Source organism: Polaromonas sp. P1_A2 (assembly GCF_056406895.1).
Map to the genome: position 1 here is coordinate 1,433,290 of NZ_JBFTZI010000001.1, position 12,790 is coordinate 1,446,079.

The following is a 12,790-nucleotide window of genomic DNA, read 5'->3' on the forward strand; positions in this document are numbered from 1 at the left end:
GCCAGGCCTTTCATGCTCGCGTCGAGCATCATTTCATGGTTACTACAGATTGGAGCCACACCTCGGTGCCCCTGGGGGCGCTCCCGTCTTTTGCGCCGACTTCAGGGCCGAAGCCTCTGGCCGTCGTGACAAAAACTTTGGTGTCGGCGGGGGTCAGGTACTGCGCCATGCACTCGGGCTGGCGGGTGAAATAAACAACGGCTCCGGCGTCGCCGGCCGAGGTGAACGCGACCGTCTTGAGGTTGGCCGTCGGCGCGAGGGTGTCCCAGTTGGCCATGGTTTCCCAGCCGTATTTGGTACCGGCGCCCACGGGGGCTGCCTCAGGCGCGAAGCCGGTGGCCGGGTTGGCGGCGTAAAGCTGCACCTGCTGCTCGCAAAAGCGCAGGGCGGTTTCCGCCGTTTGCCGGGCCAGTGCCTGCTGGCGGCTCTGGTTGGCCACCTGTTCGGTCGACGAGGCGCCGCGGATCGAGATGCTGGCCAGAACCGAAAGAATCATCAGCATGATGAGCGCCACAATCAGCACGACGCCCTGCTGCCCGTGCATTTTTACGGTTTGGCGTGGTTCAGGGATTGACATAACCTACTCCGTGATTGCGCAGCAGCACCGTGGTGCGGTAGGCGCGGCGCATTCTGCCGTCGGTGATGTCGACATCGGTGCCGGCGCAGTTTTGATAGCTTGGCTTGGTGGCCGAGGTGCCCAGGTCCTTCAGCACGACGTTCTCGCTCCTGACCACCACGCAGACCTGCGCCGCGACCACCTTGTTCCAGCGGTCCAGCATGGGCAGGGCCGTCAAGGCCGCATCCGTGGGGTTGATGATGCCGGAGGCGCTCAGGTAGCCGCGCACGTTCTGGCTGTTGGGGACGGCGGGCTCTACGACCGCGAAATTCACCGTCGCGCTTTCAATGTTTTCAGCCAGCACCTGCGATTGCGCCAGGTTCCCGCTTCCGCGGCAGGTCAGCGTGTTGTTGGTGATGGAGATGCGCGACTGCATGGTGTAGTAGCCCCCCGCGCCCGCAGCCGCCACGCCGTTGCCTATGCAGTCCATGGGCAAGCCGCCGGCGGTGTTCTTTCCGGTGTTGAGGTCTCCCTCGTAGGCCACGGCCAGGCCGAAGCCACCGCTCCCGGCGCAGGTCAGGGCGCTCATGTTGGCGACAGTGGCATCCGTGAAGCCCGTGTTGCAGGCGTAAAGGTTCCAGCCGCCCTGGCCCAGGTCGTTCTTGACGCCGCCGGTGCGCGTGGGGTTGTACCCCGCCTGGCGCAGCTCCTGGGTAAAAACACCGAGCGCCATTTGCGCGTCTTCGTTCATCTGGCCCTGGGCCTGCGCGTTGCGCGTGGCCGTGCTGCCGGAGAGGTACATGACGACCAGCGCGCCTATGATCACCATGCCCAACACCATGGAGATCAGCAGCTCGATCAGGGTAAAGCCTGACTGCCGCCTTCCGGCGAACTTTGCCGCGGGCATACGGAAACGCTGCTGTGGGCAGCCTGTTGCGCGCAAAGTCATAACTGCACCTTCATGTAAAAGCAGCGCGGCAGGGTGGCCAGGGCCTTTGCGGTGGCCGAGCAGTTGTCGGACGTCAATTCGGCGGACTGGTCGACACCGCTGACCTTTCGGGTGTTGTCCAGCACGCTGGCTTCTTCCCAGAGGATCCAGATGTTGGCCTGGGTTGCGCTGGCGCCGGGACGGGTGACTTCAACCCCGCCCTGGGGCAGCAGCGCGCGAACCCGGCTCTGGAAGGCCGTGAGGTCCGCGCCAGCCAGCAGCGCGGGGGTGGTGCAATTGGGAAAAACGCAGGGCGCGAGGGCCGGGGGGTTGCCCGTGGTCATCATCGCCACGTCGTAATTGCCGTTTGAAAGACCGGTCGGGTTGAGCCTGATCACTTCCGCCAGTTCCGTGGCCAGGGCGCTTGCGATGGCGCGGTTGGCCGCGTTCTTTTGCGCCGCGACCGAGTAGGCCTGCATGCCGGCGAGCGCCAGCATGCCGAAGGACATGAGCAGTATGGATATAAGCACTTCCAGCAGCGACGAGCCTTGCTGCCCGTGCCGCGAAGGAGGGGATTTTCTGGTGAGGCCTAGCATGCGGTGTCCCCCGTCTGGACTTTGACCCGGCCCACCGAGTTCATGCACAGGGTGCGGGTGTAGTAAGCGTTGGTGGCGAATGAGCCTGAGGCATGTACCAGCCACCGGCCTGACTGGCCGATGGCGCGGCCCGTGGCGTCATAAATGATGCCGTTCCCGGTGCTGACGGCCGTGGGGGTGGAGACGCCCACGGCGTAAAAGTCGCTGATGCCGGCCATGGGCTCCTGGGCGCGCAGCACGATGTCGGTCGCGGCGTCGAAGCTGCCGTTGCTGTTGCTGTCAAGGAACACCACCCATCCCTGCATCCAGCCGCCGACGGTCGTGCCGTTTCCGGTAGAGCATACGGGGCTCGCCGCGGTCGAGTCCGCGGTCCTGCAAATGGTCACGCTCTTTCCACGCCGCATGGCTTCACCGCGGGCGTAGCGGGTATCCGAGATAAACCCGTTGGTGGCCCGGGTGACGGATGAGTTGGCGAGCAGGCCCAGGAAAGAAGGCGCCGCAAGCGTTGCCAGAATGCCGATGATGGCAACGACAACCAGTATTTCAATCAGGGTAAAGCCGTGCTGGATTCGCCTTACCCGCCAGGGCGGTTGGGGACGGGAGGTGGCACGGCCGGCGATCGATAGATTTTCGAACATGCGCAATTGTGAGCATGCGCCGGCGCTCCCGCCTCCTGTATTCGACGCCCGGTCAGCTCTGCGTGACGAACGGTCAGCGCCTTCTGCCGCCCAGGCTCCTAGCGCCTGACCTCGTCGACCAGGGTCTTGAACTCGTCGATGTCCTCAAAGCTGCGGTACACGCTGGCGAAACGCACATAGGCCACTTTGTCGAGCTTTTTGAGCTCGCGCATCACCAGCTCGCCGAGCCGGTTGGAGGCGACCTCGCGCACCCCCAGGCTCAGCAGCTTTTCTTCTATGCGTTCTATGGCCGAGTCGATCTGCTCGGTGCTGACCGGGCGCTTGCGCAGCGCCAGGTTCATGGAGCCCAGGATCTTGCTGCGCTTGTACTCGATGCGCCGGCCGTCCTTCTTGACGATGGACGGGAAGGTCACGTCGGGCCGCTCGTAAGTGGTGAAGCGCTTTTCGCAGGCGCCGCACTGGCGGCGGCGGCGTATGAAGTCGGCGTCCTCTGCCACCCGGGTTTCGACAACCTGGGTTTCGAGGTGGCCGCAGAAGGGGCATTTCATGGGTGTTGGCCTGAATTTAAAGACATCAATCGGTCCTTAGCAAGCCCCTGGAGATCGGCGCGGGATGCTATCAAAATCATAGTTCCCGCGCCGTCCGCCGCGATCAGCGATAAACCGGAAAGCGGCTCGTCAGGGCGTGAACCTTGGCGCGTACCGTTTCCAGGGTGGCCGCGTCGCGCGGGTTGTCGAGCACGTCGGCGATCAGGTTGGCGGTGGCGCGGGCTTCCTCGTCCTTGAAGCCGCGGGTGGTCATGGCCGGGGTGCCGATGCGCACACCGCTGGTGACCATGGGTTTTTCCGGGTCGTTCGGGATGGCGTTCTTGTTGATCGTCATGTGGGCGCTGCCCAGCACGGCTTCGGCTTCCTTGCCGGTAATGCCCTTGGCGCGCAGGTCGACCAGCATCACGTGGCTTTCGGTGCGGCCGCTGACGATGCGCAGGCCGCGCTGCGTCAGGGTGTCGGCGACGATTTGCGCGTTCTTCACGACCTGCTGTTGGTAGGCCTTGAACTCGGGCGTCATGGCTTCCTTGAAGGCCACGGCCTTGGCCGCGATCACATGCATCAGCGGGCCGCCCTGCAGGCCGGGGAAGATGGCGCTGTTGATGGCTTTTTCGTGCTCGGCCTTCATCAGGATGATGCCGCCGCGCGGGCCGCGCAGGCTTTTGTGCGTGGTCGAGGTGACGATGTCCGCATGCGGCACCGGGTTCGGGTAGACGCCCGCGGCCACCAGTCCGGCGTAGTGGGCGATGTCGACCATGAAGATCGCGCCGACGGCCTTGGCCACCTTGGCGAAACGCTCGAAGTCGATGCGCAGGCTGTAGGCCGAGGCGCCCGCGATGATCAGCTTGGGCTTGGTCTCATGCGCCTTGCGCTCCATCGCGTCGTAATCGATTTCTTCCTTGTCGTTCAGGCCGTAGGAGACGACGTTGAACCATTTGCCGCTCATGTTCAGGGCCATGCCGTGCGTCAGGTGGCCGCCTTCAGCCAGGCTCATGCCCATGATGGTGTCGCCGGGCTTGAGGAAGGCCAGGAACACGGCCTCGTTGGCCGAGGCGCCGCAATGCGCTTGCACGTTGGCGGCTTCGGCGCCGAAGATCGCCTTGATGCGGTCTATGGCGAGCTGCTCGGCCACGTCCACGTGCTCGCAGCCGCCGTAGTAGCGGCGGCCCGGATAGCCTTCGGCGTATTTGTTGGTGAGCTGCGAGCCCTGCGCGGCCATGACGGCGGGCGAGGCGTAGTTTTCGCTGGCGATCAGCTCGATGTGCTGCTCTTGCCGGGCGTTTTCAGCCTGGATGGCGGCGAAGATTTCGGGGTCGGTCTGTTCGACCAGGATGTTGCGGTGGTACATGGCAGTCCTTAAAGACGTGGTCCCTGCTATTCATATGAGCCGTGGCTCTAGATGAAACAAGGGCTGCCCAGGCGAACGGCTGAACGCTGAGGCCCAACGGCCGTCAGCGGTGCGCTTCCCAGTGGTGTCCCACGTCAGCTTCAATGGTTGTAAAAACCTCGAGCCTATCGCCAGTTGCGCACTTGGCTAGTGTAACTGAGGGCGCGTAAAACCCGCGGCGCATCGTCCCATTCCCGTGGCCCTGAAAGCAAAAAGCCGGGCGCTGGCAGCAGCCCGGCTTTGCGACGCAGGCGGGACGGGCCCTCTCGCCGCGCCCCGACGGGATCAGGACTGGCTCAGCAGCGCCACCTTCTCAGGCGTCTTGCCTTCGGAGGCCGGCGTCTCGGACTTGCCGGGCAGGGAGGCCGGAACCGGGCGCGAGCTGCCGCCGGGTTCAGTAAAGAAGGGCGAGGGCTTGCCGCGCTTGGAGGCCGACGCCACCACGGCCAGCAGCCGGGCGTGTTCCCCCATCACCTTGCCGGCGTAGCCGCCGTCGTCTTCCATGTTGGCGGCGCCCACATAGTATTTGAGGCCGCCCTCGATGGAGCCGGCGCGGGCGATGCATTCCTGCAGCACTTTGACGCCGACGCGCAGGTTGGTGACCGGGTCGAAGGCCGCCAGCTTGCCGCCGAAGTTGTCGTATTTGTCGTGGTGCACCTTGGTCATGACCTGCATCAGGCCTTGGGCGCCCACCGGGCTTTGCGCGAACGGGTTGAAGCCGGACTCGATGGCCATGATGGCCAGGATCAGGGTCGGGTCGAGCTTGGCCTTCTGGCCGATGTCGAAGGCCTCGGCCACCAGCACGCTCAAGGGCTCCGGCGCCACGCCGTATTTCTTGCTGAGCCAGTAAGCCACCGCCGCCTGCTGGGCCGGCAGGTCCTTGGGATTGGAGGCCGTGGCGCGCTCGATGGCGGCCGGCTCGGTAAAGCCGATGGCCGCTTCCTGGCGCTGCTGCAGCCAGGTCATGAGCTTGAATTCACCGGCCTGACGCAAGTCGGGCCGGGCAGTCAGTGTGATCACCGCGAATACGACCGCCAGGCCCAGGAGGGCGAAGCTGTTGTGGGTGATCTCGAAAAAGCCCTGGGCGATGTCATCAGCAATGGTTAAAACACTGCTGCGTACACTTTTCAAGTGCGCCTCAAGGCCGAATTGTCCTAGCGCTGTCATAGCACTCCTTTCTACGCTTGCAGGCCCTTTGGGGGCCAAGCAGGCTTTGATTGGGTCGCCATCAAACCAAGGCATGCCTTGTGGGTGTTGACCCCTGTTTGACGTTGCCGGCTTCTTTGGGGAAGGGGGGCAGCGGAGATTCGGGTTGTCCCTAGGTTTCTGTGGGACTGGCGGGATTCTATGGGGTCGTTAAATAACCTGTCAATAATAACAAATCGTTTCTTTATATTGATTAAGCAAATAAAAACCTTGATTCTGGGCAGAACCCGCCTGAATCAAGGTAGTTACGGCCCCTTTTTGAGACCAAGCTCTAAGTTAGATTCGACGTGAAAAATACCGGATCAGCGGATCGCGGGTCCGGCTGTAGGCGGTTTCCGATGCCCGATGTGGGACGATTGGGGCGATTTCGGGATGCTGGCGGGGGTCCGAAGGCTGCGGCAATCACTCCGGTCCCGGTGATTGAAAAGATGGTCTTGCCTGCACGGTGCGGGAGGTTTAACCTGCAGTTGCCTGATTCATTTGGGCATCCAACCGGGTAACCAACCCCGGAAAAACTGGAAGCAATCACTTGCTTTCATCGCACTGGAGACGATTCATCTCTCCTTTGCGAAACCCGACGGCATGAGCATAAACGCCCGCCGTCAACCCCGGTCGGCTCAGCTGCCCGGGGTTTTTCTTTTGGATATTGCCCTTTCGGGGTGACCGTCTTTTTCAAATAAGTCATTGACCGATTGGCGCCAGCGTTAAAAACTCGACGCCTATGGCAATCAATGATCTGAAGAATAAATGGCGCGACATCGAATGGCGAAACACCGCAAAAACCCTGCCGGCACGGGCTGCCGGCGTGGCCCGCTCGCCCCTATGGCGGCGCCGCGCCGCCTGGGCACTGGGCGTGCTGCTGCTGGTCTGGGTGCTGGCCTATGCGGCCGTGCCGTCCATCCTGAAATCGCAACTGGAGAAGGTCGCCTCTGAAAAATTGGGCCGGCAGGTCACTGTGGGCGCGGTCGACTTCAAGCCCTGGTCGCTCGAACTCACGCTGAGCGACCTGGCCATCGCCAAGGCCGGAGCCGCCGGCGCTCCCCAGGCTTCCCCCCAGGAAGTGCCCCAGCTCGCCGTCAAGCGCATATATATAGATGCGGAACTGGAATCCCTGCTGCGGCTGGCGCCGGTGGCCGACGCCGTGCAGATCGACGAACCCGTGGCCTTTCTGGCCCACCAGGGCGGGGGGCGCTATGACATTGACGACATCCTGGAGCGCCTGAAGGCGCCCGCGGACCAGCCGGCCGGCGATCCGCCGCGTTTTGCGGTCTACAACATCGTGGTGAGCGGCGGGCGCATGGATTTTGCCGACCAGTCCGTCGGCAAGACCCATGAGCTGAGGGACCTTAACCTCTCCGTGCCTTTCCTGAGCAACCTCAAGTCCCAGCGGGAGATCAAGACCTCGCCGCACCTGGCCTTCAAGCTCAACGGCAGCAGCTTTGACACTGCCGCCGAAGGCACACCCTTTGCCCAGACCCACAAAACCGACGCCACCTTCATGCTGCGCGGCCTTGACCTGAACCCCTACCTGGCCTACTGGCCGGCAAGCCTGCCCTACAAATTGCAAAGTGCCGTGCTGCATGCCGACGCCAAAGTGGCGTTTGAGCAGACGCCGGCCACGCAGGTGCGGATCTCCGGCACGGTGACGGCGGAAAAAGTGCGCGTGCAGGCGGTGGGCCAGGTGCCTGCTAACCGCCCCGACATGCTTGCGTTTGAGCGGCTGCAGGTGTACATGGCCGACGTGCGCCCGCTGGAGCAGTTCGTCAAGCTCGCGTCGGTCGAGTTGAGTGCGCCCGCGCTGTCCGTGGTCCGCGACCGGTCGGGGCGGCTCAACCTGTTGCCGCCGGCTGCCGCGCCTGCTACAAAAAGTGAAGCAAGCGTACCGGATACCGCAAAGCCCGCCACCTCGGCCAAGGCGCCGGCGACGACACCCTGGAAGCTGCAGGTGGCCCGTGTGGTGGTGCGCGCGGGCAGCGTGAACTGGCTGGACGAAACCCTGGCTTCGCCCGCCGACATCCGCTTGAGCGGCCTGGCGCTCAATGCCACGGCCATCGCCATGCCTTTTTCGGCCGGCGCCCCGCTGCAATTCGACGGCTCGGTGGGGCTTGAGCCGCCTGCCATCCCTGTGCCCGCCAAGGCTGGCGCAAAGGCAGGCGCCAAACCCGCCGCGCCGCAAGCCCCTGCCATTCCGGCGCTGCTCACGTTCCAGGGCAGCGCCACCGACCAGGCCGCCCAACTGACGGCCAAGGTGGCCGCCTGGCCGCTGGGCATGGCCGCCAAATACGTGGGCCAGTTCCTGCTGCCGGCGTTGAACGGCCAGCTCGACGCCGAGCTGGGCGTGAACTGGCAGGCGGCCAGCGGCGACAAGCCGCAAGTGCTGCGGCTCAGCGCGCCGCAGCTCGCGCTGAGCGAAGTGCAACTGGCGCAGGGCAAGGTCTCCCTGGTATCGGTCAAGCGCGTGGACCTGGCGCAGGTGGACATTGACGTGGCCGGCCAGAACTTCAAGGCCGCCAAACTGCTGCTGACCCAGCCCAAGGCCCTGGTGGAGCGGGGCAGCGACAAGCGCTGGATGTACGAGCGCTGGATGGTGAACTCCGGCGCGGCAAGGCCCGCGCCCCCACCCACCGATGCCGCCACGCGGGCCGGGGCTCCCACCTGGGCCGTGGCCATCAACGACGTGCAGCTTGAAGGCGGCGCCATGTCGTTTTCCGACAAGGCCGGCGCCAAGCCGGTGGCTTTTGAGGTGACCGCGGCCAAGGCCCAGCTGGGCGGGCTGCTGCTCGACGACAGGCCCGCATCCCGGGCCCAGGCCGCCAATCCCATGCCGCTGACCGCCTCCCTGCGCCTGGCCTCCGGGCGTTTCGAGCCCGGCAAGCTGGATTTCAACGGCAGCCTGGGCCTGGCACCGCTCCAGGCGCAGGGCCGCTTGCTGGTCGACCGGCTGCCGGTACAGGCCTTTGAGCCTTACGTTGCCGACATCCTCAATATCGAGCTGCTGCGCGCCGATGCCAGCTTCAAGGGGCGGGTAGCCTATCGCCAGACGCCGGCAGGGCCCCAGGCCCAGGTGTCGGGCGACGTGTCGCTGGAAGAGCTGCGCGCCAACACGCTGGCCCCCAGCGAAGACCTGCTGGCCTGGAAAGCGCTGAACCTGCGCGGCTTCCATGTGGCGCTGGATCCGGCCAAGGCAACCCGCGTGGAGGTCAAGGAAACCGTGCTGACCGACTTTTTCGCGCGTGTGATCGTCATGCCCGACGGCCGCATCAACCTGCAGGACCTCGTCAAATCCGGGGAGCCGGCGGGAGCCGCAGAGACCACCGCCGCGGCCGCCGCGCCGGCCTCCGCGCCAGCGCCCACGGCCCCGCCCAAAACGACGGTTGCCGATGCGAAAGCCGCGCCGGCCGCAACAGCCCCGCCGCCCATCGTGAGCTTCGGCCCCATCAGCCTGATCAACGGCAAGGTGCTGTTTTCCGACCGCTTCGTCAAGCCGAACTACTCGGCCGACCTCAGCGACCTGACCGGCAAGCTCAGCGCCTTTTCGTCGGTGGCGCCCGCGCCGGCGGGCGGCGCGGCGGCCGCTGCCCCCAATATGGCGGACCTGGAGCTGCGCGGTCGCGCCGAGGGCACGGCCTCGCTCGAAATCCTGGGCAAGCTCAACCCCCTGGCCAAGCCGCTGGCGCTGGACATCAAGGGCAAGGTGCGCGACCTGGAGCTGCCGCCGCTGTCGCCGTACTCCGTCAAGTACTCGGGCTACGGCATCAACCGCGGCAAGCTCAGCGTCGACGTGAGCTACCTGGTGCAGCCCGACGGCAAGCTCACCGCCACCAACAAGGTGATCCTGAACCAGCTCAGCTTCGGCGAAAAGGTGCCGGGCTCCACCGCCAGCCTGCCGGTCAAGCTCGCCGTCGCGCTGCTGGCCGACCGCAACGGCGTGATCGACATCGACCTGCCCATCAGCGGCTCGCTCAACGACCCGCAGTTCAGCCTGGGCCCCATCATCGTCAAGGTCATCGTCAACGTGATCGTCAAGGCCATCACCGCGCCTTTCAGCCTGCTGGCCAACGCCTTCGGCGGCGGCGGCGAGGAGCTCAGCACCGTGGGCTTCGCGCCCGGCAGCGCCGAGCTGCGCCCCGAAGCCAAGGCCGGGCTGGACAAGGTTGCGAAGGCCCTGCTCGACAGGCCTTCGCTGCAGCTCACTGTGGTGGGCACCAGCAGCGTGGAGGCCGAGCGCGAGGGCTTCAAGCGCGAGCGGCTGGACGCGCTGGTGCGCGCCGAAAAACGCCGCATCACCGTGAAGGAGGGCGGCACCACCTCGGCCGTTGTCAGCATCAGCCCGGCCGAATACCCGGAGCTGCTCAAGGAAGTCTATAAACGCGCCGACATGCCCAAGCCGCGCAACCTGATAGGCCTGGCCAAGGACCTGCCCGTGCCCGAGATGGAAAAACTGCTGCTGGCCGACATCAAGGTCAATGACGACGCCATGCGCGAGCTTGCCGTGCAGCGCGGCGTGGCGGTGAAGGACTACCTCGCCTCGCGCGATCTGCCGCCCGAAAGGCTGTTCCTGGGCGCGGCCAAAGCCGTGCCGCCGGAGGCCAAATGGACACCCCGCGCGGAGCTGAATTTGGCGATGCCCTAAAAAAGGCGAAAATAGCACCAGCGCTTTATTGATAAAGCTTTTATGGGACCAGGGCCAATGCGCGCAACGCGGTTGCGCGGCGCGGCCTCCCATCCATTCCAATACCTGCTGCCGCTGCGCAAGAATCCCCTGACGAGGGAGCCCTTGCGGTCGGCGGCAACTATTTTTTTGACCTTGCGTTCCCATGTTTAAATCTTCAAAACCCGACACTCCCGCCGTGAAAACGCCATCCCCCAAGCAGGCCGAAGCCCATCCGCTGGACGGCCTGACCGGCGGCGCGTTTTCCGCGCCGACCTCCGGCGAGCGCGCCTCGCGTATCCGCAGCTGGCTGGCCACCGAGCCCACGGCCGAGCAGATGGCCGAGGTCTACAAGGACCTGTCCAACCGCGACAAGGGCGCGGCCAAGCCGCTGAAGGAAAAGCTCGACGAGATCAAACGCAGCAAGGGCCAGGAAGCCGTGGCCGCCGAATGGGCCGACAAAGCCCAGGCGCTGCTGGCCGTGCCCAAGCTCAACCTGGCCGACGCCCTGGCCTGGCAGCGCGACGCCGCCAAGGCCGGCGCTCCCCTGTCCAAGGAACCGCTGGCCGGCCTGAAGGCGCAGCTGGCCGAGCGCGTCAAGACGATTGAAGACCTGCAGCACCGCACCCAGGTGCAGCGCGAGGCCGCCGTGCTGATCGCGCAGCGCATCGAGGTGCTGTCCATCAAGCCCTGGCGCGAAGCCGAAGGCGCACTGGACACCTTGAAAGCCGACGTGGCCCACTGGCAGGGCCAGGCCGATGAACTCACGCACGACGCCAACTGGGCCAGCGTGGACGCCAAGTTCCCGCCGCTGCTTGACGCCTCGCGCGCCCAGCTGCTGGCCGTGTGGGAAGCCTTCCAGGGCGCGCTGGCACAGGCCGTCAAGGCCGCCGAAGACACGGCCGCGCCTTTGCCCGCCGTGCCCGTGTGGGCCGATGAACTGCGCGCCGCCCGAGGCCAGGCTCCCGCCGAGGGCGAGCAGCCCGCGCGCGCGCCCAAGGCCAAGATCGATCCGGCCGTGCTCAAGGAGATGCGCGAAAAGTCGTCCGCCGCCGTGCAGGCCGCGCTCGCCAAGCTCGAGCATGAGGTCACCGAAGGCCATGGCAAGTCCACCCCCAAGGTGGCGGCCGAGCTGCGCCAGGCGCTCAAGGAACACATCCGCAACATCGACAGCAAGCTCGAAGCCGCCGCGCATGCCGCGCTCACCGCGGCCGGCGAACTCGAAGGCTGGCAGCGCTGGCGCGCCGACCAGATTCGCGAAGAGCTGGTCGTGAAGGCCGAAGCGCTGGTGGCCAAGCCGCTGGGCGGGCGCAAGCAGCAGGAAGCCCTGCGCGCCATGCGTGAGCAGTGGAAGACCAGCGACCAGGGCGGCACGCCCAACCACGCGCTGTGGAAACGCTTTGACGACGCCTGCAACGAAGCCCACAAGGTCGTCGAGGCCTGGCTCGAGAAGGTCAAGGAGCAAAACGAAACCGTCAAGGCCGAGCGCAAGCTGCTGATCGACGAAGTCCTTGCCTGGGCAGAAGCCAACAAGGGCAATACCGACTGGAAGCACCACATCCGCAGCCTCAACGGTTTTGTCGAAAAATGGCGCGAGGCCGGCCACCTGGGTGAAAAGGCCTTTGCCGAAATTCAGCCCGTGTGGAAGGCCGCCATGGATACGGCCGACGCCGCGCTGACCGCCGCGCGCAGCGAAAGCATCGCCCGCCGCAAGGCCATGATTGAAGAAGCCGGCGTGCTGGGCGCCGAGCCGCAGCTGCGCATAGACGCCGTCAAGTCGCTGCAGCAGCGCTGGCAACATGAGGCGCAGGCCGTGCCCATAGAGCGCAAGCAGGAACAGAAGATGTGGGACGCTTTCCGCAAGCCCATAGACGACGCCTTCCAGCGCAAGACCGCCGAGCGCGAAAAAGCCGCCGCGGCCCTGGGTGAATACGACCGCATGGTGCTGGAAGCCTCCAAGGCCGTGGAAGCCGCCACCGCCAGCGGCGACGCCCAGAAGATCCATGCCGCCGCCAAGGCGCTGGAAGCCATTGTGCGCGGCCAGGTGCCCGTGGCTGCCGCCGCAGCGCCCGCAGCCGCAGCGCCAGCGCCCGAAGCCACCACGCCTTCCGTGGAGGCCACGCTGGCTGCCGTTGGCAGCGAGCCGGCCGCTCAGGCCGCCGAGCCTGCCGCCGACGCTGAAGCCGCCGCCGCCGCGGAATTCGCCGAAGCCGGCGAGCCGGCCAGCGCGCCCGCTGAACCGCCGCCCGCGCCCAAGCCCGCGCCCAAGCCCATCGTGGC

At 65.6% G+C, this 12,790-nt stretch carries 9 protein-coding genes and 1 riboswitch; of the genes, 2 read left to right on the plus strand and 7 right to left on the minus strand.

Annotation, left to right across the window (positions count from 1 at the left end; all coding sequences use genetic code 11):
• Window positions 1-28: 28 nt before the first annotated feature.
• The 7 genes from AC1D09_RS06925 to AC1D09_RS06955 all read right to left on the minus strand — a co-directional run bounded on the left by AC1D09_RS06925 (window position 29) and on the right by AC1D09_RS06955 (window position 5,820).
• On the minus strand, window positions 29-577 hold the full coding sequence (locus tag AC1D09_RS06925; protein WP_477664035.1) for a pilus assembly PilX family protein: 549 nt from the start codon (window positions 575-577) through the stop codon (window positions 29-31).
• Window positions 564-1,463 carry a PilW family protein gene (locus AC1D09_RS06930; RefSeq protein WP_477664036.1) on the minus strand — a complete coding sequence of 300 codons (900 nt, stop codon included), beginning with the start codon at window positions 1,461-1,463 and terminating at the stop codon, window positions 564-566. The genes AC1D09_RS06925 and AC1D09_RS06930 overlap by 14 nt, the downstream gene beginning before the upstream one ends.
• A gap of 38 nt (window positions 1,464-1,501) precedes the next feature.
• Entirely contained in the window at window positions 1,502-2,080 is a 579-nt protein-coding gene (gene pilV, locus AC1D09_RS06935; protein ID WP_477664037.1) for a type IV pilus modification protein PilV, read from the minus strand.
• Window positions 2,074-2,718, minus strand: a complete 645-nt coding sequence (locus AC1D09_RS06940; RefSeq protein WP_477664038.1) for a GspH/FimT family pseudopilin — start codon at window positions 2,716-2,718, stop codon at window positions 2,074-2,076. The genes pilV and AC1D09_RS06940 overlap by 7 nt, the downstream gene beginning before the upstream one ends.
• Before the next feature lie 98 nt (window positions 2,719-2,816).
• On the minus strand, window positions 2,817-3,266 hold the full coding sequence (nrdR, locus tag AC1D09_RS06945) for a transcriptional regulator NrdR (protein ID WP_007872661.1): 450 nt from the start codon (window positions 3,264-3,266) through the stop codon (window positions 2,817-2,819).
• Window positions 3,267-3,369: 103 nt separating this feature from the next.
• Window positions 3,370-4,614 carry a serine hydroxymethyltransferase gene (glyA, locus tag AC1D09_RS06950; RefSeq protein ID WP_477664039.1) on the minus strand — a complete coding sequence of 415 codons (1,245 nt, stop codon included), beginning with the start codon at window positions 4,612-4,614 and terminating at the stop codon, window positions 3,370-3,372.
• A gap of 58 nt (window positions 4,615-4,672) precedes the next feature.
• A riboswitch (ZMP/ZTP riboswitch) is annotated at window positions 4,673-4,802 on the minus strand.
• 136 nt (window positions 4,803-4,938) lie between these two features.
• Window positions 4,939-5,820: a lytic transglycosylase domain-containing protein gene (locus AC1D09_RS06955; protein WP_477664040.1), complete on the minus strand. Its 882-nt coding sequence runs from the start codon at window positions 5,818-5,820 to the stop codon at window positions 4,939-4,941.
• A gap of 760 nt (window positions 5,821-6,580) precedes the next feature.
• Between AC1D09_RS06955 and AC1D09_RS06960 the strand changes: the two genes are divergently transcribed.
• On the plus strand, window positions 6,581-10,492 hold the full coding sequence (locus AC1D09_RS06960) for a DUF748 domain-containing protein (protein ID WP_477700986.1): 3,912 nt from the start codon (window positions 6,581-6,583) through the stop codon (window positions 10,490-10,492).
• Between the two features lie 184 nt (window positions 10,493-10,676).
• Window positions 10,677-12,790 (plus strand): DUF349 domain-containing protein (locus tag AC1D09_RS06965; RefSeq protein ID WP_477700987.1); only part of this gene is annotated, 2,114 nt, incomplete at its 3' end.